The organism is Corynebacterium callunae DSM 20147 (genome assembly GCF_000344785.1).
Lineage (GTDB): Bacteria > Actinomycetota > Actinomycetes > Mycobacteriales > Mycobacteriaceae > Corynebacterium > Corynebacterium callunae.
Genome location: NC_020506.1, coordinates 1,384,945 through 1,408,600, shown reverse-complemented (window position 1 = coordinate 1,408,600; position 23,656 = coordinate 1,384,945). Strand labels below are relative to the sequence as shown.

General features: G+C 53.3%; 17 protein-coding genes and 3 rRNA genes. 1 reads left to right on the top strand and 19 read right to left on the bottom strand.

Features of this window, described 5'->3' with window-relative positions:
* Window positions 1–7: 7 nt before the first annotated feature.
* The 12 genes from H924_RS06600 to H924_RS06550 form a co-directional block, all read right to left on the bottom strand.
* Window positions 8–1,672 (bottom strand): CTP synthase, encoded by a 1,665-nt coding sequence (locus H924_RS06600; RefSeq protein WP_015651182.1) that lies wholly within the window; start codon window positions 1,670–1,672, stop codon window positions 8–10.
* 382 nt (window positions 1,673–2,054) lie between these two features.
* Window positions 2,055–3,059, bottom strand: coding sequence for a copper transporter (locus tag H924_RS06595; protein WP_015651181.1), 1,005 nt, complete (start codon window positions 3,057–3,059; stop codon window positions 2,055–2,057).
* Window positions 3,060–3,079: 20 nt separating this feature from the next.
* Window positions 3,080–4,273 (bottom strand): putative cytokinetic ring protein SteA, encoded by a 1,194-nt coding sequence (steA, locus tag H924_RS06590; RefSeq protein WP_015651180.1) that lies wholly within the window; start codon window positions 4,271–4,273, stop codon window positions 3,080–3,082.
* 86 nt (window positions 4,274–4,359) lie between these two features.
* The gene (recN, locus tag H924_RS06585) at window positions 4,360–6,141 is read right to left on the bottom strand and encodes a DNA repair protein RecN (protein ID WP_015651179.1); all 1,782 of its coding nucleotides are present in this window, start codon (window positions 6,139–6,141) and stop codon (window positions 4,360–4,362) included.
* Window positions 6,142–6,212: 71 nt separating this feature from the next.
* Window positions 6,213–7,163, bottom strand: a complete 951-nt coding sequence (locus H924_RS06580; protein WP_015651178.1) for an NAD kinase — start codon at window positions 7,161–7,163, stop codon at window positions 6,213–6,215.
* On the bottom strand, window positions 7,163–7,984 hold the full coding sequence (locus H924_RS06575) for a TlyA family RNA methyltransferase (protein ID WP_015651177.1): 822 nt from the start codon (window positions 7,982–7,984) through the stop codon (window positions 7,163–7,165). The genes H924_RS06580 and H924_RS06575 overlap by 1 nt, the downstream gene beginning before the upstream one ends.
* Window positions 7,985–8,022: 38 nt before the next feature.
* Window positions 8,023–8,181, bottom strand: a complete 159-nt coding sequence (locus H924_RS14360; RefSeq protein ID WP_015651176.1) for a hypothetical protein — start codon at window positions 8,179–8,181, stop codon at window positions 8,023–8,025.
* The gene (locus H924_RS06570) at window positions 8,175–9,158 is read right to left on the bottom strand and encodes an HAD-IIA family hydrolase (RefSeq protein ID WP_015651175.1); all 984 of its coding nucleotides are present in this window, start codon (window positions 9,156–9,158) and stop codon (window positions 8,175–8,177) included. Before H924_RS06570 ends, H924_RS14360 begins: the two co-directional genes overlap by 7 nt.
* A gap of 11 nt (window positions 9,159–9,169) precedes the next feature.
* The gene (locus H924_RS06565; protein WP_015651174.1) at window positions 9,170–10,516 is read right to left on the bottom strand and encodes a hypothetical protein; all 1,347 of its coding nucleotides are present in this window, start codon (window positions 10,514–10,516) and stop codon (window positions 9,170–9,172) included.
* A gap of 129 nt (window positions 10,517–10,645) precedes the next feature.
* Window positions 10,646–10,762, bottom strand: a 5S ribosomal RNA gene (gene rrf / locus H924_RS06560).
* Between the two features lie 129 nt (window positions 10,763–10,891).
* Window positions 10,892–13,973: ribosomal RNA gene (locus H924_RS06555) — 23S ribosomal RNA — on the bottom strand.
* Between the two features lie 386 nt (window positions 13,974–14,359).
* Window positions 14,360–15,883, bottom strand: a 16S ribosomal RNA gene (locus H924_RS06550).
* The 16S, 23S and 5S rRNA genes sit together here, the layout of an rRNA operon.
* Window positions 15,884–15,885: 2 nt before the next feature.
* Between H924_RS06550 and H924_RS06545 the strand changes: the two genes are divergently transcribed.
* Window positions 15,886–16,152: a hypothetical protein gene (locus H924_RS06545; protein ID WP_015651173.1), complete on the top strand. Its 267-nt coding sequence runs from the start codon at window positions 15,886–15,888 to the stop codon at window positions 16,150–16,152.
* Window positions 16,153–16,511: 359 nt separating this feature from the next.
* On the opposite strand, the gene tyrS is transcribed toward H924_RS06545, so the two are convergent.
* The 7 genes from tyrS to H924_RS06510 all read right to left on the bottom strand — a co-directional run bounded on the left by tyrS (window position 16,512) and on the right by H924_RS06510 (window position 23,656).
* On the bottom strand, window positions 16,512–17,777 hold the full coding sequence (gene tyrS / locus H924_RS06540) for a tyrosine--tRNA ligase (protein WP_015651172.1): 1,266 nt from the start codon (window positions 17,775–17,777) through the stop codon (window positions 16,512–16,514).
* Between the two features lie 26 nt (window positions 17,778–17,803).
* Entirely contained in the window at window positions 17,804–17,983 is a 180-nt protein-coding gene (locus tag H924_RS06535) for a Trm112 family protein (protein WP_015651171.1), read from the bottom strand.
* Between the two features lie 95 nt (window positions 17,984–18,078).
* Entirely contained in the window at window positions 18,079–19,512 is a 1,434-nt protein-coding gene (argH, locus tag H924_RS06530) for an argininosuccinate lyase (protein WP_015651170.1), read from the bottom strand.
* A 67-nt stretch (window positions 19,513–19,579) separates the two neighbouring features.
* The gene (locus H924_RS06525) at window positions 19,580–20,785 is read right to left on the bottom strand and encodes an argininosuccinate synthase (RefSeq protein WP_015651169.1); all 1,206 of its coding nucleotides are present in this window, start codon (window positions 20,783–20,785) and stop codon (window positions 19,580–19,582) included.
* Between the two features lie 142 nt (window positions 20,786–20,927).
* Window positions 20,928–21,461 carry an arginine repressor gene (locus H924_RS06520; RefSeq protein WP_015651168.1) on the bottom strand — a complete coding sequence of 178 codons (534 nt, stop codon included), beginning with the start codon at window positions 21,459–21,461 and terminating at the stop codon, window positions 20,928–20,930.
* A gap of 11 nt (window positions 21,462–21,472) precedes the next feature.
* Window positions 21,473–22,432, bottom strand: coding sequence for an ornithine carbamoyltransferase (gene argF, locus H924_RS06515; RefSeq protein ID WP_015651167.1), 960 nt, complete (start codon window positions 22,430–22,432; stop codon window positions 21,473–21,475).
* An 18-nt stretch (window positions 22,433–22,450) separates the two neighbouring features.
* A complete protein-coding gene (locus tag H924_RS06510; RefSeq protein WP_015651166.1) occupies window positions 22,451–23,656 on the bottom strand; it encodes an acetylornithine transaminase in 1,206 nt (401 codons plus the stop codon).

Genomic DNA, 23,656 nt, shown 5'->3' with positions numbered 1-23,656 from the left:
TGTAGAACTAAGCGCGCTGGCTTAGCTCGAGGGCAGTCTTAACCAAGCCCACAAAGAGTGGGTGCGCGTGGGTTGGACGGGACTTGTATTCAGGGTGTGCCTGGGTTGCAACCAAGAATGGGTGTACGTCCTTAGGGTATTCCACAAACTCAACCAACTGGCCATCTGGAGAAGTACCGGAGAAAATTAGATCCGAGCCTTCTTCAATCTGACCACGGTAAGCGTTGTTGACCTCGTAGCGGTGACGGTGACGCTCGGAAACCTCAGTGGTGCCGTAGAGTTCTGCAACCAAGGAATCTTCCCGCAAGGTGGCTGGGTATGCACCCAAACGCATGGTGCCACCTAGGTCAGCTTCACCGGATACAGCAGCCTTCTGCTCCTCCATGGTGGCGATAACTGGTTGCTCTGCCTCAGGATCAAACTCAGTAGAGGAAGCGTTTTCCAGACCGGCCTGGCGAGCGGCCTCAATAACGGTGCACTGCAGACCAAGGCAAAGTCCCAACAAAGGAACCTTGTTTTCACGGGCATAGGTGATAGCACCGATCTTGCCTTCGATACCACGAATACCAAAGCCACCTGGGATTACTACAGCGTCAACGTTTTGCAAAGCGCGCTTAGCACCGGCTGGGGTTTCGCAATCATCAGAGGCAATCCACTTGATGTTGGTGCGGGTCCAATTGGCATAACCTGCCGCACGGACTGCCTCAACTACGGAGAGGTAAGCATCTGGCAGGTCGATGTACTTGCCCACGATGCCAACGTTGATCTCGTGCTTAGGGTTGTTGACTCGATCAATGAGGTTGTGCCAGCTGGTCCAATCAACATCGCGGAAAGGAAGTCCCAGGCGACGAATAATGAAGGTATCCAGGTGCTCACGGTAAAGCACATCTGGAATGTTGTAGATGGAGTTGGAATCAGGGCAGGATACAACGCCCTCATTCTCAACGTCACACATCATGGCGATCTTGTCTTTAAGACCCTGTGGGACCTCACGGTCACAACGCAGTACAAGTGCATCTGGCAAGATGCCGATTCCGCGTAGCTCAGATACGGAGTGCTGGGTTGGCTTGGTCTTAAGCTCACCGGAGGTAGCCAGGTAAGGAACCAAAGAGCAGTGAATGAAGAAGCAGTTATCGCGACCGATTTCATGGCGGACCTGACGAGCTGCTTCCAGGAATGGCTGGGACTCAATGTCACCCACGGTGCCACCGACCTCAGAGATAACAACGTCTGGAACGTTGCCATTGGCATCTGGTGCACCCATGGCAAGGATACGAGCCTTGATCTCATCGGTGATATGAGGAATGACCTGGACAGTCTTGCCCAAGTATTCGCCGCGACGTTCCTTGGCGATAACGGTGGAGTACACCTTGCCGGTGGTTACGTTGGCATTGAGAGTCAGGTTGCGATCCAAGAAACGCTCATAGTGGCCCAGGTCAAGGTCGGTTTCTGCACCATCTTCGGTAACAAACACCTCGCCATGTTCGAATGGGTTCATGGTGCCTGGATCAACGTTGAGGTAAGGATCAAGCTTCTGCATAGTGACGGAGAGACCCCGAGCGATCAGAAGCTGTCCAAGGCTAGCAGCAGTAAGTCCCTTGCCCAGGGACGAAACAACGCCACCGGTAACAAAGATGTGCTTGGTGGTACGCGTATTGCGTGGTGAGGTCATGAGTTTCAGGGACCTTCCTATATCGACCGAAGCTCAGATGTTTTTCCGAGCTAAGGCGGTGCGGTGAACTTAAACGAATGGTGTGTTTAAACTGCCGGCACGTGGCCACGGTCCCCGCCGTTTCTCAGCAATGCGAGAGATTTGTTTTGGGAAAAAGAGCCCAGAAAACAAAAAATCCGCAGTGAAAAACTCGGCGAAGTTTCCGACTTTTCAAACCTACGGAACCCCAGCATAACATACCTAGAACAGATGTAAATAACCGCAGCTTAGGGCTCTAAAACACAAGACTTAACTATCGCCTAATAGATGATGTTTTGCCCGCAAAAAAGCGCCAAACTCCTAGCAGAAATTAACTAGGAGTTTGGCGCTTAGGAAAGTGGAGCTAAGGAGTAGCTACCTCCACCCCATCAGCCTCGGTGGAATCATCGGCTGGTGCAGGAGTAGCCCCATCAAGAGATGGGCTTGCTGCCTCTGCAGAAGCAGCTGAGCCATAGGCCCCTGAGCGATTAGCAAGTTCATCGCGTATGGAAAGGACCGTTGCCATCTTGCCCCAGGTGCGATCAAGGGAATCCACTGTAGAAACCTTTGATGCTGCATCTGGATTAGCACGGAGACGACCAATAACTCCGGTGTCTGAAGCACTAAGAATACGGCCTGCGACCACTACGCCGGAGCCCTTGGAATCTAGGGCGCGCGCGAACATCGATTGAGTTTCTGCGGCAAAGGCACTATCACCGCTGCCGTCGCTATTTCCGGTGATAAAAACAACTACCTGGCCAGGCAAAATAGTGCCGTCTTGATAAGAAATATATCCACTATCGCGTAGTACGTTAAGTAATAAGCCTCGCTCAGCGGTGCTAGCTAGTGGCTCTCCATTTTCAGGATTTAACATCAAACCTGCACCAAGTGCTTCACCGGCGTGAGTACCCGGGTCTAACTGAGTTTCAGAAAGCTGAGCTCCTGCAGGCAAGGTATTTGCCACGATGGATTTCAGTTGGTCAGCACCGTCTTGGGAGAAAAAGGAATCTTCCAGGGTGATCGTACCGGCATCAATGGCACCTGCTTGGTTGAGCAACCAGGAGACATCATCAATATCGGATTGTTCGGCATCTGTGGTGTGCATAATCAAGACTGGACGGTCAGTCAGTGTTCCGGCCACGACATCTTCCACAATGTGGTCGATAATACTATCGGCTTGATCGGCCTGCACTGCATTAACTTCAGCCTCTAATTGTGCAGCTTTAAGGTCTGCTGAGGTTGGAGCATTTGGATCGCTATTTTCCGGGAGATTAGGAGCCAAAACATAGGTTCCCAATGCCACACCGGCCGCTAGTCCAAAAGCAATGCCAGCAATTGCGGTGGCACCCTTGGCGCTCTTTTTAGCCATATAAGTTCAACCCCGTTTTCTTATTTGAACCAACCCTGGACAGTTAGCGCGAAGCTATTCCAGGTGTCGATGAGGTTGTCTACAAATGATCCGCCGCCAGCCGTACCAGCGATAACGATGATGACTGCAACTGCTACCAAAATTCCTAGCAGCGCCCACAGCCAGGCAAAGCTACCTGAGCTGCGGACATTATAAAGATCCGCGATCACGGAGCCGTCGACAAGCTTGGTGCCCACCTTCGCACGAGTGAGCAGCGCTGCGGGGTCCGCGTCCTCCTGGCCGGCAAAGACATCGTCGAGGGTGACAGGGCCACCGACGTTTACGATCATCTGTGGGTTGTGATAATTAGCCAGCAAGAGGGCCAAATCAGTGGCGGAGCTTACCGAGGAAGGGAACGTCATGGCGCCAATGCCGAGGTCTTGAATGCGCTCCAGACCAACGGTGTGGCCATCGGGATCAGCAGGCAAGATGACATGTGCGCCACTGCGCAAGGCATCTGCGCCGATGCCCGTGGGATTGCCCACGATCAATGCTGGTTTGTAGCCCAATTCCACGAGGGTGTCTGCTGCCCCATCAACGCCGATAAGTACTGGGTCATATTCCCGAATGAAGTTGCGGAGTTCTTTGAGTTTGCTGCGGTGGTTGTTGCCAGGGCTGACAACCAGAACCTTCTTGCCTTCGATGGTGTTGCCGGTGTCAGGGATGCCTAAACCATCAATAAGCAGTGGAGCTTCAGAGTGAATGAACTGAATGGTGTTGCCAAAATAGGCTTCCATATGATCCAGCAAGGATTGCTGGGCTTCGGTGAAGGACTTTTCAGCGGAAGCTGCGTTTACCGGAGTTCCGGAAGCGATCAGGCGCTCACCATTGAAGAGTTGTCCGTCTTCGGTGAGGCGACCTTTTTTACCGTCTTTAATACCGTCAACGATTTCATTGCCAAAGCCCTCAACGAGGATGATTCCTGCGTCGAGAAGCATTTGGGGCCCAAAATTGGGCACTGCACCGGTGGTAAACCGGGATACGTTGAGTACTGCTGCGGGGCGGGCAGCGAGCAAGCGCTGGGCAAAAGCCCTGGAGAGATCTGGTGCATCGATAATTGCGAGATCGCCCTCAGAAAGACGCTTAAACCCCTTGCCTTGAGTGGTGCAATTGCGGGTAGCACCTTGCAGGCCAGGTAGGTCGGCATTGCGGTTGAACAGACTCATAGCCCCCATTGTGCGGGCAAAGTCTCAACCTTTGGTGGAGGCGCGCCAAAAATAATCTCAGTTTTGGAAGATTTTAGGACGCACCATGGAAATTTCTAGGCACTTGCTGCTAAAAGTTCCCTATTTTCACTCGCGCAAATATCTTGCTTCTCCCGCTGTGCACGTTCCAACAGCTCAGTAGCATGTGCGCGACCAGTGGCAGTATCTTCCAAACCAGCCAACATTCGGGAAAGCTCTTCAATTCGGCGCTCATAACTTAGGGTTTCCACTCCTGAAGTCACTGCCTTTTCATGGACATCTTTGGCGACATGCAGGTGAGTGTCCGCGTAAGCAGCAACCTGTGGCAAGTGCGTGACCACAATAACCTGGTTGGCAGTTGCAAGTCGAGCCAGGCGACGGCCAATTTCTACAGCTGCCCGGCCACCGACACCGGCATCAACTTCGTCGAAAACTAGGGTGGTTCCGGTGGTTCCTGCCGATAAGATCACCTCGAGGGCAAGCATCACGCGGGAAAGCTCACCACCGGAGGCAGAGGATGCCAAGGGGCGAGGTTGCGCCAAGGAATTAGCTGCCAACTGAAATTCCACCTGGTCCATTCCGGTCGGTCCGGCGGCAACAGTGCGAATATCAACTACAAAACGCGCCTTTTGCATGGCAAGACCCTGCAGTTCCTCAGTGACGGTATCGCCCAGCTTTTTAGCAGCCTTAGCTCTTAAGGTGGAAAGCTTTTTGGCAGCCTTATTCATGGCCAACTCAGCCTTTTTAAGGTCCTCTTTAAGCTTGTCCAGTGCCTCGGTGGAAATATCAATGCTCTCTAGGCGAACCTGAGCTTTTTGCTGCCAGGTGATTACGCCGTCAATATCAGCGGCGTATTTTCTGGTGAGCAATTTCAGTTGCTGTTGCCTGGTTAATAGTTCATCCAAGGCTTGGGGATCTGCAGGCAGGTCTGAAAGGAATCCGCCCAGTTCCATAGAGACCTCACTGAGCATCGTGGTGATCTCCCCCAACTGCGCAGAAAGCGCCTTTAGGGTGGGATCTTCACTGCTTCCCAAGGCGGATTCTGCCTGGCCCAACTGATCGGAGGCAGATTCTTGAGCATCATCAAAGCCTTGAGATCCACCCATGGCTTCACTCAAAGAGCTAGCACCGTCAATTGCTGCAAGCGCACTGGCAGCTTGTTCACGCAAGGTATCAACATCCTGGAGCCGGCGAATCTGCAGGAGCAGTTCTTTATCCTCGCCTGGTTGTGGTGCAACCTCATCAATTTCATTAATGGCAAATTGCAGGCGGTCAACCTCTTGGGCTAATTCTCGGCGGCTGGAAATGCGCTTTTCCAAATCCCGGTGCAGCGTTTTCCAGGTGAGGTATTTTGCGCCATAGGCTTTGCGCAGCTCCGCCAATTGGGGATCAAACCGATCCAGTGCGTCCAATTGGCGCTCCGCAGAGAGCAAACGCAATTGATCATTTTGGCCGTGGATGGTTAACAGTTCATCTGAGAATTCATTAAGGGTAGCTGCTGGCACTGCTCGGCCACCTAAATGAGCTTTGGAACGGCCATTGGCGTTAACTGAACGTACCGCCAAAAACTCCCCATTTTCATCTGCTGCGCCACCGGCGTTCGAAACTATTCCGGTCGCACGTTCGACAATGTCTTGAGGTACTCCCTCGGTAATAAAACGGCCTTCCACAACCGCTTGAGGGGATCCGGTACGCACCCGTGAGGCGTCCGCACGTCCACCGCATAAAAGGCGGAGACCAGTAACAACCATGGTTTTACCTGCGCCGGTTTCACCGGTGAGCACGGTAAGCCCCGAGCTGAACTCAGCTGAGGCGGCTGGAATCACTCCAAGGTTTTCAATGGCGATGTCTGCGAGCATGCCTCAAAGTGTACAACAAAACACGGACATTCATGCGAACATCCGTGCTACTTGTTCGAAAAATTTTCGAACTACCCCGCTGAGCTGCCGTCTTGTAGATCAGCTGATTTATGCGGTCCGCGCCAACCCACCACCGGCAGGTGCAATTTGCTCACCAAACGATCGGTAAATGGCGAAGAATCAAGGCGCACCCAACGCACTGGACGATGTCCGCGGGAAACCTCAACACGCGATCCAGGTGGCATAGACAATTGACGGCAACCATCCATCACTGCAATAGCGGGTGAGGTATCTGATTTAGATTCCACTGCTACTGAGGATTTAGGGCTTACTACCAGGGGCTTTGTAAAGAGCGCATGGGCATTATTGGGCACTACCAAAATGGCATCAAGTTCTGGCCACAATACTGGGCCACCAGCAGAGAAAGCGTAGGCTGTCGAGCCCGTTGGAGTCGAAATAAGGACACCATCGCAGCCAAAAGAAGCTACTGGGCGTTCATCTACTTCCAAGGTAGCGTCCAAAACACCACGCCTATTGAGGTTTTCAATGCTCACCTCATTTAGCGCCCAGCCACGGCCAATTTCCACCAGATTGTCATCACGGACAACCAGATCCAAGGTCATGCGGTCTTCCACGCGGTAGTCACATTCGACAACACGTTTGATGGCTTCTTCCAGGGAATCCGATTCCCACTCCGCCAAGAATCCAACATGTCCAAGGTTGATGCCCAAAACGGGCAAATCCACTGCGTGTGCCATATCAGCAGCGCGCAAGAAGGTACCATCACCGCCCAGCACCAGCACTAGTTCAACGCCTGCAGCTGCATCCTCAGTGGGATGAACCTGCACAAAATTTCCTAATACGGGGTGGTGTGCAATGGGATCATCTTCAGCATTGACCAACACCCGAACTTCAATTCCGGAGCTATCAAGAAGTTCTGCAGCCATCACTGCAGACTCAATATTTGAGGATCGACCGGTGTGCGGTACCAAAAGAACAGACCGTTTTTTGGCTGCGCTCATTATTGCGGCCCTTCTTCCACTGCTTTAGTAATCATCTCATGCAATTGTGCAGCATCTGGCATAGTTTTGCCGTCATCTTTGACCAACCAGAGGAAATACTCTACGTTTCCAGATGGTCCCGGCAAAGGAGATGCTACAACCTGCTTCAAGCTAAGGCCTAGCGTAACTGCAAATTCGGCAATATCTTGGGTAACTTCCGCACGCAGCTGCGGTGAGCGCACAACTCCACCATTACCTAGGCGCTCTTTTCCGACCTCAAATTGAGGCTTGACCATAGGCAATAGGTCAGCGCCTTCACTGAGCACGGCGGCGATTGCCGGCAGCGTGAGCTTGAGGGAGATAAAGGAGAGATCGCCGACCATCATGTCGCATTCTCCGCCAGTATCCTCCAGCGTCATATAGCGAATATTGGTGCGGTCAACCACGCGCACGCGATCATCGTTTTGCAAGCGCCAAATCAGCTGACCATATCCGACGTCCACGGCGACCACTTCGGAAGCTTCTCGACGCAGCAAAACGTCCGTAAACCCACCAGTTGACGCGCCGGCATCAAGTACGCGCCGGCCCTTAACACTAAGCCCCGCGGGCTCAAAAGCTTCCAGGGCGCCCAACAACTTATGTGCGCCACGGGATGCCCAGTTTTCACTGGTATCTTCTTCAACTCGAATTGAGACTTCTGGCTCCACTACGGTGGCTGGCTTCAGAGCCAAAATTCCGGCCACATACACACGCTGCCCACGAATCATCTCCACAGCGTGTTCCCTAGAACGCGCGATCTTGCGACGAACTAGTTCTGCATCCAATCTTCTGCGTGCAACCATCTAGAGGTGTTCTTCTTTCTTCATTCCACGTGTGGGTTTTAAGCCAAAGCTTCATTGAGGATGCGGTGTGCCTCTTCCAAAAAGGCAGCTTCTTCACTGAGGTTTTCCGCAGTTTTACTGAGGATTTCATTAACTTTGGCAGCAATTAATTCAGGGTCGGCGCTGCTGCGCGGGTCCTGTGGTTTGGGCGCTACCACCAGGCCTCCAAAGCTTTGTGCGCAGCTGGAGATTGCGCAACAACCTCAGTAATGGGCTGCGGGGCAGCCCAGGCTGCTGCTAAAACGGTGCGCAGCGCGTGCATAGGCTCGCCTGACTCCCCGCCACTCAGGACCACAGTGGCGCCGTCGACAAGCGCCTCAAAACCGCCCTGGGCACCAGGCCGCAGGGTATCGGGGTCGCTGAAAAGGTCAGCCAGGGAGCTGCCAATATAGGTGGGGCGCTTTTCGACGGAGGCGAATGCGAGATCATAAAACCCACTGACGCCAGTTAGCACTTGGAAAGTATCCATACCCGCTGCGTTTCCGCCGGCGATATCAGTGTCCAGGCGGTCACCTACGGCCAAAGGGCGGGTGGACTGCAAAATTTCAGCTGCGGCATAAAACATGGCAGGACCAGGCTTTCCAGCAGACTGTGGGCTAACTCCGGTGGCATTAACTACGGCGGCGACCATAGACCCATTACCCACGTGCAGTCCGCGCTCCATGGGCAAGGTTGAATCTAAGTTTGATGCAAAATAGCGTGCGCCTTTGGCAATTGCCAAGGCAGCTTCGCTTAATTGGGCCCATCCAGTTTCCGGATTGTGGCCATGGAGAACTGCTGCAGGTTGATCGTCCGCTGAGGCAACAACCTCAAAGCCCGCTGCGCGAGCTAGATCCCTAAAAGAATCAGTGCCGAGGATCAACATCTTGGAGCCAGCGGGCACCTCTTGGGCTGCCATGCGGATAGCAGCTTGTGCGGAGGTCATCACGGAGTCGGCGGTCGCTGTTTCAAGTCCAATATCTTGCAATTGTTGCGCCACCACTTGTGGGGCGCGAGATGCATTATTGGTGACATACATGACCGGCAGGCCGGAGTTTGTAATGGATTCCACTGCGTGGGAGATGGCCCGTCCACCTTCATAAACGGTGCCATCAAGATCCAGCAAAAGGCTGTCGTACTCCGTGATTAGACTCATAACCTCACAGTCTAGTTGCTTCCCTTATCGAGCTGTTCAATACGCTCCTCTGCATCCAAGAATCCATCTTCATCAAGGTCTGCAGCATGCTGGAACCACTCACGAGCTTCATCGCTACGACCAGCCAAAACAAGCGCATCAGCATAGGCATAAGAAAGACGAGACTGAGTGAATCCAGTGGAGGTCAAACTAGGGTTAACACGCTGCAATTCAATAACCGCAGCATCGTGCTGGCCGAGGTCATGACGGGCACCCGCAACGACAATAGCCAACTCGATGGTGTTTTCCTCATCCAGTTCACTAACGTCCTCGGAACGAGCAAGCTCAATAGCCTTTTCTGGACGGCCCAAACCGCGTTCACAGTCAGCCATCACAGCAATTAGGCCAGGTCCGCCAGACATACGACGAGCAGCGCGCAGCTCAGAAAGAGCTTCCTTCCACTCACCTGCATGATAAGCAACAATGCCGTTGGTTTCACGAACCACCGAAATACGGCCGGCCCGATCCTTAGCTGCACGAGAGTGACGCAAAGCCAGTTTTGGATCATCAGAAAGCCAGGTAGCAGCCATGATCATATGCTTTGCTACAGCATCTGCATTGTCCTTGGACAGCACGCGCAGATCCTGCAACACCATTGGATCAAGATCCTTGATGTCAATATCGCCTGGCAAATCAGGCTCATTTAGACGAGTGTTCAGGCGCTCTTCACGGAAACCGGAACGCTGTGGGTTGAGAGTGTCGCGCTGAACTTCGCGGCCGCCACGGTTAGCATGGCTGCGCTGATCGCGACCGCCTGGTCGGCCACCGCGATTGTCATCGCGCTTTTCATAACGACGCTCACCGTCACGGCTTTGAGAAGGTCCACGACGGTCATCCCTGCGATCATCGCGACGATCGTCACGGCGGTCATCGCCACGGTAGGAGCTTCGTCCTGCTGCACCACGGTCATTACGATCATTGCGTGCGTATGGGCGATCGCCACGAGGACGGTCTGCTCCACCACGGTTGTCGCCGCCACGGTATTCACCACGGTTGTCATTACGATCGCGGTATCCGCCACGATCATTGCGGTCATCGCGACGATCGCTGCTGGAGGAACGGTCTGAACGATATCCGTCACGGTTACGATTCTCGAAGCGACCGGAGCCAGAGCCGGAGCCCTGACGATCGTCACGGGAACGGTCGGAGGAACCTCCGCGATAACTTCCACGCTCGCGAGAATCACCGTTGTCGGAGGGACGACGTGAAGATCCACGGTCATCGTTTGCGCGTCCACCGCGGTATCCGCCACGGTCACTGCGAGGAGGGCGACTTCCTGAGCGGTCATTGTCGCGCGAGCGATCGAAATTATCAGCCATGTTGTTCCTTCATTAGAGAACCGAGTAAAGACTTTATTATAGAACGACAAAAAGAGTGTGACTCAATGGGAGGGAAATAAACACCTCTACCATTGAATCACACTCTTTCTGTTTCACTTTTAAGTTTTAGGTCGGCGGTAACCTACTCTCCCACACCCTCCCGAGTGCAGTACCATCAGCGTAACCAGGCTTAGCTTCCGGGTTCGGAACGGGACCGGGCGTTTCCCTGCTACTATCACCACCGACACAACCAACCACCACACCACAATCCGATGCGCGTGTTGTGTCAAATACTGCATAGTGGACGCGAGCAAATCTTTGTGCTATTTTTCGTTACATATTTTGCGTATCACCAACAACCCCATAAGGATTGTTCGTGTTTTGTTGTCGGTAAATTAGTACCAGTCACCTCCACACCTTACAATGCGTCCAGATCTGGCCTATCAACCCCATAATCTATAGGGAACCTCAAAAGAAACCTCATCTCGAAACAGGCTTCCCGCTTAGATGCTTTCAGCGGTTATCCCTTCCGTACGTAGCCAACCAGCCCTGCTCCTGGCGGAACAACTGGCACACCAGAGGTACGTCCGTCCCGGTCCTCTCGTACTAGGGACAGCCTTCCTTAAGTTTCAACGCGCGCGGCGGATAGAGACCGAACTGTCTCACGACGTTCTAAACCCAGCTCGCGTGCCGCTTTAATGGGCGAACAGCCCAACCCTTGGGACCTACTCCAGCCCCAGGATGCGACGAGCCGACATCGAGGTGCCAAACCATCCCGTCGATATGGACTCTTGGGGAAGATCAGCCTGTTATCCCCGGGGTACCTTTTATCCGTTGAGCGACACCACAACCACAAGTTGGTGCCGGATCACTAGTCCCGACTTTCGTCCCTGCTCGAGTTGTCACTCTCACAGTCAAGCTCCCTTGTGCACTTACACTCACCACCTGATTACCAACCAAGCTGAGGAAACCTTTGGGCGCCTCCGTTACATTTTGGGAGGCAACCGCCCCAGTTAAACTACCCACCAGGCACTGTCCCCAACCCAGATCATGGGCCAAGGTTAAGACATTCAATCCGATCAGAGTGGTATTTCACCAACGACTCACACACAACTAGCGTCATATGATCGAAGTCTCCCACCTATCCTACACAAACCGAATCAAACACCAATACCAAGCTATAGTGAAGGTCCCGGGGTCTTTTCGTCCTGCCGCGCGTAACGAGCATCTTTACTCGTACTGCAATTTCACCGGGCCTGTGGTTGAGACAGCAGGGAAGTCGTTACGCCATTCGTGCAGGTCGGAACTTACCCGACAAGGAATTTCGCTACCTTAGGATGGTTATAGTTACCACCGCCGTTTACTGGGGCTTAAATTCTCAGCTTCGCCTTTAACAGCTAACCGGTCCTCTTAACCTTCCAGCACCGGGCAGGCGTCAGTCCGTATACATCAACTTAAACGTCTTCGCACGGACCTGTGTTTTTAGTAAACAGTCGCTTCCCTCTATTCTCTGCGACCACCACACGCTCCCACCGCAAAGGTGTTCACCTATGATGGCCCCCCTTCTCCCGAAGTTACGGGGGCATTTTGCCGAGTTCCTTAACCACAGTTCACCCGAACGCCTTAGTATTCTCTACCTGACTACCTGTGTCGGTTTAGGGTACGGGCCGAATATGTACATCGCTAGAGGCTTTTCTCGACAGTACAGGATCACCAACTTCACCCCAAAAGGGCTCTGCATCACGCCTCACACATTAATAGTTGGCGGATTTACCTACCAACAGTGCTACACGCTTACACCACAATCCAATAAGTGGCTTAGCTACCTCACTGCGTCACCCCATCACTTAGCTACTACCAGATCAGGTCCCACGCAAACCACAACCACACATCATCAAAGATGACACATGGAAGCATTCGGGTGGTTAGTATCACTGATTCACCATGGTCGCACACACTCGGGTACGGGAATATCAACCCGTTATCCATCGACTACGCCTGTCGGCCTCGCCTTAGGCCCCGACTCACCCTGGGAAGATTAACTTGACCCAGGAACCCTTAGTCATCCGGCGGATGAGTTTCTCACTCATCATTCGTTACTCATGCCTGCATTCTCACTCGCACACACTCCACAACACCATTACCAGGCTGCTTCAACGCGTGCACGACGCTCCCCTACCCAACAACACAATAAAGTATCATTGCCGCGGCTTCGGCGGTGTGCTTAAGCCCCACTACATTGTCGGCGCGGAATCACTCGACCAGTGAGCTATTACGCACTCTTTCAAGGATGGCTGCTTCTAAGCCAACCTCCTGGCTGTCTTCGCGACCCCACCTCCTTTTCCACTTAGCACACCCTTAGGGGCCTTAGCCGGCGATCTGGGCTGTTTCCCTCTCGACTACGAAGCTTATCCCCCGCAGTCTCACTGCTGTGCTCTGACTTACCGGCATTCGGAGTTTGGCTGATGTCGCTAAGATGTTGGTCCCGCTAAACCATCCAGTAGCTCTACCTCCGGCAAGAAACACACAACGCTGCACCTAAATGCATTTCGGGGAGAACCAGCTATCACGGAGTTTGATTGGCCTTTCACCCCTACCCACAACTCATCCCCTCAGTTTTCAACCTAAGTGGGTTCGCGCCTCCACAAAGTCTTACCTCTGCTTCACACTGGCCATGGGTAGATCACTCCGCTTCGGGTCCAAGACATGCCACTAACACACCCTATTAGGATTCGGTTTCCCTACGGCTACCCCACACGGGTTAACCTCGCGACATGCCGCTGACTCGCAGGCTCATTCTTCAAAAGGCACGCCATCACCCCACAAGTGAGGCTCTGACGGATTGTAAGCACACGGTTTCAGGTACTATTTCACTCCCCTCCCGGGGTACTTTTCACCATTCCCTCACGGTACTAATCCGCTATCGGTCATATCAAGTATTCAGGCTTACCGGGTGGTCCCGGCAGATTCACAGCAGATTCCACGAGCCCGCTGCTACTTGGGAAAAACAACCACACACACCAACTGATCTTCGCGTACAGGACTATCACCTTCTACGGCAGGCGTTTCCACACCACTTCCACTAATCAATTAACCATGTGCCAGTGTCCGGCAGAACACACACGCTGTAACCCCACAACCACCTACATGTAACCCCTGCCGGGTATCACACACATAAGCTTTAGCCATCATCCACGTTCGCTCGCCACTACTAACGGAATCACAATTGTTTTCTTCTCCTACGGGTACTGAGATGTTTCACTTCCCCGTGTAAACCTCCCAACCGGCTATATATTCACCGGCAGGTAACCACACATTACTGCAGCTGGGTTTCCCCATTCGGACATCCTCGGATCAACGCTTAGTTGGCAACTCCCCGAGGCATAACGCAGCCTCTCACGTCCTTCATCGGCTTGATATGCCAAGGCATCCACCGTGTGCTCTTAAAAACAAAACACTAAGACAACACACCAACAAACACTCAAACAAGCATTCATCGTGTGTCACGTTCGGATACACAAAAAAATATACAAAAAATAAAGATGCTCGCGTCCACTATACAGTTCTCACACAACACACCATCACCACCACCAACCACACACAACCGTGCACAATCACTGGATAATCATGATCTGATGAAGAAACAACACATTACATGTCATTTCAGACACCCAACAGCATGCCACCTATTTTTATCTTCCCCCACAGAGAGAAGTGTTTACCACACCAAGGGTCATCTCCACCCGATTAATTTGTGTTGATGGCAACCACACATGGGTTCCAACACCAACAACCCATACAACCCAACAACTGTTGAGGATGAGTTTATTTAAAGCTCCTTAGAAAGGAGGTGATCCAGCCGCACCTTCCGGTACGGCTACCTTGTTACGACTTCGTCCCAATCGCCGATCCCACCTTCGACAGCTCCCCCCTAAAAGGTTGGGCCACTGGCTTCGGGTGTTACCAACTTTCATGACGTGACGGGCGGTGTGTACAAGGCCCGGGAACGTATTCACCGCAGCGTTGCTGATCTGCGATTACTAGCGACTCCGACTTCATGGGGTCGAGTTGCAGACCCCAATCCGAACTGAGGCCGGCTTTAAGAGATTAGCTCCACCTTACGGTGTGGCAACTCGCTGTACCGACCATTGTAGCATGTGTGAAGCCCTGGACATAAGGGGCATGATGATTTGACGTCATCCCCACCTTCCTCCGAGTTAACCCCGGCAGTTTCTCATGAGTGCCCACCATCACGTGATGGCAACATAAGACAAGGGTTGCGCTCGTTGCGGGACTTAACCCAACATCTCACGACACGAGCTGACGACAACCATGCACCACCTGTATACCGACCACAAGGGAAAACGTATCTCTACGCCGATCCGGTATATGTCAAGCCCAGGTAAGGTTCTTCGCGTTGCATCGAATTAATCCACATGCTCCGCCGCTTGTGCGGGCCCCCGTCAATTCCTTTGAGTTTTAGCCTTGCGGCCGTACTCCCCAGGCGGGGCGCTTAATGCGTTAGCTGCGGCACAGAAGACGTGGAAGTCCCCTACACCTAGCGCCCACCGTTTACGGCATGGACTACCAGGGTATCTAATCCTGTTCGCTACCCATGCTTTCGCTCCTCAGCGTCAGTTACTGCCCAGAGACCTGCCTTCGCCATTGGTGTTCCTCCTGATATCTGCGCATTTCACCGCTACACCAGGAATTCCAGTCTCCCCTACAGCACTCAAGTTATGCCCGTATCGCCTGCACGCCCGGAGTTAAGCCCCGGGATTTCACAGACGACGCGACAAACCACCTACGAGCTCTTTACGCCCAGTAATTCCGGACAACGCTCGCACCCTACGTATTACCGCGGCTGCTGGCACGTAGTTAGCCGGTGCTTCTTCTCCAGGTACCGTCAATGTAACTCTTCGTCCCTAGCGAAAGGAGTTTACAACCCGAAGGCCTTCATCCCCCACGCGGCGTCGCTGCATCAGGCTTTCGCCCATTGTGCAATATTCCCCACTGCTGCCTCCCGTAGGAGTCTGGGCCGTGTCTCAGTCCCAATGTGGCCGTACACCCTCTCAGGCCGGCTACCCGTCGACGCCTTGGTAGGCCATTACCCCACCAACAAGCTGATAGGCCGCAGGCTCATCCCACACCGCAAAAGCTTTCCACACACCACCGTAAAGATAGTGTGTCCTATTCGGTATTAGACCCAGTTTCCCAGGCTTATCCCAAAGTGCAGGGCAGATTACCTACGTGTTACTCACCCGTTCGCCACTAATCCACCTAGCAAGCTAAGCTTCATCGTTCGACTTGCATGTGTTAAGCACGCCGCCAGCGTTCGTCCTGAGCCAGGATCAAACTCTCCACAAAATATGAAAAAAATTCAAGGCCGTGAAAAGCCCAAAACCCAGCCAACAACAAACAACCAACCACCACAAAAAAGGGTGATTGACTGGCTGTTAACCAAAAATAATGGTTATAAAAATAAAACAAAAAACGTTCCCCACCAACCCGACGGGGTCAAAGAGTGGGAAACAAAAGTGTTCTACCACAACCATGCACAAAAACTAAAACACACCCCAAAGAGCATGTTCCTTATTTACAGTGGTGGGATATATGCAACCCACCACCCGGCATGACCAACCCCAAACCATGTTTGGGGATTATGGTAAACATAATAAAATAAATGGCACACTATTGAGTTCTCAAACAACATACACATACCCAGCCAACATCAATCTAAAGTTTGATGTTGCCTTAAGCAGCTGAAGATTCACTGTAGTTCACTTTAAATTTAAAGTCAACTTCAATTTCACCTTGTCTTTACCTTTATCAGCTAACAACCTCTTCTAAGAAGCGGATGCGCTGTCCTGGCGACTCGAATTAATTTACACACTCCCTCGCGAACCTACAAACCTGCAGGTCAACCCACAAAACAAAAAAATCGGGCTGAGGTTTCAAAAACCTCAACCCGGAAATCCCCTCGCAAAGCGAGAAATTAGCCACCAATCTTCACGCCGGCAAAGTTCTTCTTGCCTTTACGAAGCACCAACCAAGAACCATGCAGTAGATCCTCGGCTGCTGGCTCCCAATCATCGGAGCTAATGCGCTCGTTATTTACGTAAGCGCCACCTTCTTTAACTGCGCGCTTGGCAGCACCCTTGGAATCAGCCAAACCGCTGGCAACCAATAGGTCAATGATGGTGCGTGGCTCGCCGGCCTGAATTTCTGCCACTTCGGTCTCGGAAACCGAAGCTGCAAGAGTCTTTTCATCCAGATCACTTAGATCAGCGCGACCAAAAAGTGCCTGAGCTGCCAGCTCAACAGCAGCAGTTGCTTCTTCGCCGTGCACCAAGTTTGTCATTTCACGAGCCAAACGGCGCTGAGCTTCACGCTTACCTGGACGCTCAGCAACTTCTACTTCCAACTCAGCCAATTCTTCTTGAGTAAGGAAGGTGAACCAACGCAGGTAACGGATAACGTCAGCATCGGCAGCATTGATGAAGTACTGGTACCAAGCGTATGGGCTTGTCATCTCAGGATCGAGCCACAAGCTTCCGCCACCGGTGGACTTACCAAATTTCTTGCCCTCGGAGTCAGTAACCAGTGGAACGGTAATGGCATGTACGGACTTGCCGTTTACACGACGGTTGAGGTCAACACCGGAGACGATATTGCCCCATTGATCACCGCCACCAACCTGCAAGGTGCAGTTAAAACGCTTATTGAGCTCTACATAGTCATTTGCCTGCAGCAACATGTAGGAGAATTCAGTGTAGGAAATGCCATCGCTTTCCAAGCGGCGCTTAACGGTATCGCGCGCCAGCATCGTGTTGAGGGAGAAGTGCTTTCCCACATCACGGAGGAAGGAAACTACGGACATTTCATTGGTCCACTCGGCGTTGTTCACCAAACGTGCAGCGTGCTCGCCCTCAAAATCAACAAAGCGGCTGAGCTGACCGGAAATGCGCTGTGCCCAATCTGCAACGGTATCGGCAGAGTTCATGGTGCGCTCACCTACGTCGCGAGGGTCGCCGATCATGCCTGTTGCGCCACCAGCCAGCACGATTGGGTTGTGGCCAGCCTTTTGGAAACGGCGCAGCATCAGCAAAGGAACCAAGTGGCCAGCATGCAGAGATGGGCCGGTTGGGTCAAAACCGCAGTACAGGGTGATTGGTTCTGCGGTTTCTTCACGTAGTGCATCCAGGTCGGTGGACTGGTTAATCAGGCCACGCCAGGAGAGTTCGTCAATAATATTGCTCATTGTTTAAATTTTTCCTTGATCAAAATCTAGTTAGCTGGGGTCCACGGGGTCGCTTCGTCGATAAGCAAAACGGGAATTCCGGCATCAATGCGATATGCCAAACCGAGACGCTCATTCACCAGGAGCTGTTCGCTCTCCAGATATCGCAGTGGACCCTTATCCTTTGGGCAGGCCAGGACTTCTAGAAGCTTCGGATCAAGACTCATATGGCTTATACTACTTGCCCCCAAAAATTGTGGCGCATTAAGGCATGGAAAAATCCCGAACCAAAAGGAACGGGATTTTTAAAAGCATTTAACGCTCATCGACGAACGCCCTCGCGTGCCCATTGCGCACCAGCCGCGCTTGCGGCTTCTACTCGGCCGAGCTGCTCCGCTACGCGGACACCGGCGGTGCCGCCACGGGTAGCACGGGAGGCAACTGCACCATCGATGGTGAGTACCTCGCGCACCTCAGGGGTAAGGCGTGGATCAACACTGGCAAATTCCTCATCGCTAAGGTCAACCAGGTCTACTCCCCTGCCCTCTGCGATACGAACGCAGGCACCGGAAGCCTCATGAGCTTCGCGGAAAGGTACACCTTGGCGCACCATCCACTCGGCCAAATCGGTAGCCAGAGTAAAGCCAGCGGGTGCCAGCTCACGCATACGGTCAGTATTAAAGGTGAGGGTGGAAACCAAGCCTGTCATCGCGGGGAGCAAGAGGTTAAGCTGCGCCACCGAATCAACAATGGGCTCCTTATCTTCCTGCAGGTCGCGGTTATAAGCCAAAGGCTGAGCCTTCAAGGTTGCCATCAAACCAGCGAGGTTACCGATTAAACGACCAGTCTTACCGCGGGTCAGCTCTGCCACGTCTGGGTTCTTCTTCTGGGGCATGATGGAGCTGCCGGTAGACCAAGAATCAGACAGTGTGATGTAGTTAAATTCTGGGGTACACCAAGCGATAATTTCTTCAGCCAAGCGTGACATATCGACAGCGATCTGAGCCAGCACAAAGGCAGTTTCAGAAGCAAAGTCACGGGAGCTGGTGGCATCGATAGAGTTATCAGCGGCGGAATCAAAGCCGAGTTCCTCCGCAATTGCCTCAGGATTGAGCTGCAAAGAAGATCCAGCCAGCGCTCCGGAGCCATATGGAGATACTGCTAGACGCTTGTCCAGATCCTTGATTCGTTCAATATCGCGTAGCAGCGGCTGGGCATGAGCCAGCAACTGATGAGCCAGCAGCACCGGCTGAGCTGCTTGGAAGTGGGTTTTACCAGGCATAATGGCAGCAGGATGCGCCTTTGCCTGAGTGGCTAGGGCGTCGACAAGCTCACTGACACCGAGTGCGATGCCACGTACAGCGTCGCGCACCCACATACGGAAGAGGGTGGCTACCTGGTCATTGCGGGAACGACCCGCACGCAGGCGGCCGCCCACTTCAGGACCAACGCGATCGATGAGGCCACGTTCCATAGCGCCATGCACATCCTCGTCGGAAGGCAAAGGGCCAAAGGAGCCGTCAGCGACATCTTTTCCGAGCTGGTCCAAGCCCTCAAGCATGGTTTTGAGGTCTTCGTCGGAAAGCAGCTGTGCCTGGTGGAGGACCTTGGCGTGGGCCTTGGAGGCAAGCACGTCATAGGGAGCGAGCACCCAGTCAAAATGGGTTGAGACACTCAGTGCAAACATGGCCTCAGAGGGGCCACCTGAGAAGCGACCGCCCCACAGGGCACCTTCATTGGTTCCGTGTTTTTCCACGCGTTGATCCTTCTACTTTCTTCTTGAAAATCTTTAATAAAACAATGCTGCGGGCAAGCCTGAAGGCTTAGTTAGCGCCAGCCTCGCGGTCGCGCTTGTTGGCGATCTTGGAGGACAAACCGTGCAGCTGGACAAAGCCCTTTGCCAAAGTCTGGTCGAAGGTGTCGCCGGTGTCGTAGGTAGCCAGGTTGAAGTCGTAGAGGGAGTGGTTGGAACGACGACCATTAACGGTGATGGAACCTGCGTGCAGCACCAGACGGATATCGCCGGTGACGTGCTCCTGGGTGGAGTCAATGAAAGCATCGAGGGAGCGCTTCAGCGGACCGAACCACAGTCCGTCATAAACCTCTTCAGACCAACGCGCCTCAACAAGGCGCTTATAACGTGCAAGTTCACGCTCCAGGGTGACATCTTCCAAAGCCTCGTGAGCCTTGATCAAGGTGATTGCACCTGGTGCCTCGTAGATTTCACGGGACTTGATGCCGATGAGGCGGTCCTCAACCATGTCGAGGCGGCCAACACCCTGTGCACCTGCACGACGGTTGAGCTCTTCAATAGCCTGCAGCACGGTTACTGGACGGCCGTCGATAGCTACTGGCTTGCCACCTTCGAAGGAGATGATGACCTCATCTGGAGCGTTGCCCAGTGCTGGATCCTCGGTGTATGCGTAGATGTCCTTGGTAGGAGCGTTCCACAGGTCCTCAAGGTAACCGGTCTCGATTGCGCGACCCCACACGTTCTGGTCAATGGAGAAAGGAGACTTTACGGACTGCTCGATTGGCACATTGTTTTCTTCAGCGAAGGCGATTGCCTTGTCGCGGGTCCATGCGAAGTCACGAGCTGGAGCGATGATCTCCAGATTTGGGTCGGTGCTCATAAAGCCGACCTCAAAACGAACCTGGTCATTGCCCTTACCGGTGCAGCCGTGTGCAACGTGGGTGCCGTTGAACTGCTTGCCGGCCTCAACAAGGTGCTTGACGATCAGCGGACGGGAGATTGCAGAAACCAATGGGTACTGCTTCATGTACATGCCGTTTGCCTTGATGGTTGGCAGGCAGTACTCCTCTGCAAACTCATCCTTAGCGTCAATCACGATGGACTCAACAGCACCGGCGTCCAATGCGCGCTGGCGCACGTTGTCCATGTTCTCGCCACCCTGTCCGAGGTCGAGGGAAACTGCGATAACTTCGCCCTCAATCATCTTCTTCAGGTATGGGATGGCAACGGTGGTGTCGAGGCCGCCGGAGTACGCTAGTACGACGCGATTAGTCATGTGTTTAAAGCTCCTTTAAATTTTAAAATTCTTGCCGTCCGCTGGGGGGTGGCGAACGGTCGTACATACTTTTTGTTATGGCTCCGAAGTGGTTTGGAATAATTCCGCATCCTCGGCAAAGTAAAGCACTGACACGCTCGTGCTATACCTTACCTTCCAACTTCGGATGAGTTGAACGTCTCCCCAGCAATTCGCCCAGCTCTTTTCCAGTGAGCGGATCCCTGGCCAAAACGAAGACGGTGTCATCACCTGCGATGGTGCCTACTACTTCTTTAAGCCCCACCCTGTCGATAAAGCTAGCCAGGTATTGCGCTGCTCCAGGCGGAGTGCGCAACATGGCGATATTTCCTGAGTGATCGGTGGAAACTAGCAGCTCATCGAGCATGCGGCGTAATTTTTCAGAAGGTCCGCGGAGATCTTCGCGGGCGATGCTATCGACGGGCCCGATGGCATAAAAGGATCGACCACCATCGGGACGGACTTTGCGGGCACCAAGCTCATCCAAATCTCGGGAGAGAGTTGCCTGAGTGATGTCGATGCCTTCGTCGAGCAGCAGCTCTGAAAGCTGTACCTGGCTGGTGACCTTTTGGCGGTCTAGGATCTGGACAATGAGCGCCTGACGTGCAGTGCGCGTTGCCGGTGAGATGATGTGATCTGCGGTTTCTTCAGTGCTCATGGTCGTCTCTCCTAGGCTGGCTGGTTAGCTAGCAGCCAAACCAACAAGGCCTTTTGGGCGTGCAGGCGGTTTTCCGCTTCATCAAAAACCTTGGAGGCAGGGCCGTCGATGACAGAGGCTGCAACTTCCTTGCCACGGTATGCAGGCAGGCAGTGCAAGAAAATGGCACCTTCGTTCGCGCGCGCCATGACCTCATCATTGACTTGATAAGGAACAAAAGGCGTGGTGCGATCGATGCCGTCATTTTCCATACCCATTGATACCCAGGTGTCGGTGATAACTACATCGGCGCCGGCAACCTCATCAAGGCTGTCGGTGACAACTACGGTGGCGCCAGTTTGAGCCGCGCGGTTTTGGGCGCGAGTAACAAACTCTTGCTTGGGCTGGAAACCCTCTGGCGCAATGATGGAGATATCCATGCCTGCGGTAGCAAAGCCAATCATGTAGGAATTGGCCATGTTGTTATCGCCATCGCCGAGGTAAACAGCCTTCTTGCCCTTAAGTCCTGCTGGGCCTTCTTCTGGTGCCAGGTTTTCAATGATGGTCTGCAGGTCAGCAAGGATCTGGCAAGGGTGCAGGTCATCGGAAAGGGAGTTCACCAAAGGCACGGTGGAGGTTTCCGCCATCGCGTGGAAGTTGGAGTGTGCATAGGTACGCCACACAATTGCTTCTACATAGCGGGACAATACTGCGGCGGTATCTTGCAGTGTCTCGCCCTTGCCCATCTGAGAGCTGCCGGAATCAACCACGATGGCGTGGCCACCAAGCTGTGCGATACCAGCGTCGAAGGAGAAGCGGGTGCGGGTAGAGGTCTTATCAAAAAGCACTGCAACAGACTTTGGTCCTTCGAGGGGACGCTCAGAAAAAGGTGCCTTCTTTAGGTCTGCAGCAAGCTTTAATACTTCTGCCTGCTCAGCTGGGCTGAGATCATCATCAGCCAAGAAGTGACGTACAAGTGGGGTGTTTGTCATGGGTTTTCTCCTCGGGGTTTAGGACAAGGCTGCCAGAGTGTCGGCAATTGCCTTTACTGCATCGGCGATTTCATCTTCAGAGATCACCAAAGGTGGAGTGAGGCGGATGATATTGTCTGCCGGCGCGTTCAAAATGACGCCGTGCTTGAGGCCTTCCGCTACAGCTTGTTTAGCAACTGGCTTATCAAGAACCACACCGAGCATGAGGCCACGGCCACGCACCTCAGTAACACCATCCAGCTTCAACAAAGCCTCGGTAAATTGTGCGCCTTTGCGGTTAACGTCAGTGCAGAATTCATCATCAACTATGGAAAGCACGGCACGCGCTGCGGCGCAGGCAACCGGGTTACCACCAAAAGTGGTGCCATGCTTGCCGGGGGTCATTAGTTCAGCAGCCTTGCCAGTTGCAAGACAAGCTCCAATAGGCAGACCGCCACCCAAGCCCTTTGCCATGGTGACAACATCAGGGATGATGCCTTCATGCTGGTGCGCAAAGAAGTTTCCGGTACGGCCGATCCCGGTTTGGACCTCATCAACGATCATCAAGATGCCATTGGCGGTGCACAATTCGCGCACACCAGTCAGAAATCCTTCTGGAGCTGGGATAACGCCGGTTTCACCCTGAATTGGCTCCAAGATGATTGCTGCTACATCATTAGGGTTGGTGGCTACCAATTTTTGCAGGTAGTCAAGGTCACCATAGGGATAGAACTCCACACCTTGGACCATTGGTGCAAAAGGTTCACGCTTATCTGGCTGGCCGGTAAGTGCTAGCGCACCCATGGTGCGGCCGTGGAATCCGTCCACGGCTGCAAGGATACGTCCCCGCCCAGTCAAGCGTGCAATCTTGAAAGCTGCCTCGTTTGCTTCGGCGCCCGAGTTGCAGAAGAAAACGCGGGTGTCCGCGGCGAGGTGCGCGTCGTTAAGCGAAAAACGCTGAATGAGCTCGGCAGCAACCTCAACCACCGGGCGGGAGGCAAAGAGATTTGATACGTGGCCGAGTTGGCTAATTTGGCTGCTCACGGCCTCGATGATGGCGGGGTGTGCGTGGCCAAGGACGTTGACAGCGATGCCAGCGAGTAGGTCGATATAAACATTGCCCTGGTCATCGGAGACGGTTGCGCCCTTGCCGGACACTAGCTCGATTGGTGGTGTGCCATAGCTGTTGAGAATGACCTGTGGCCAGGACTGGAGGGTGTTATCCACCGTTGCAAGGTTTTTCAT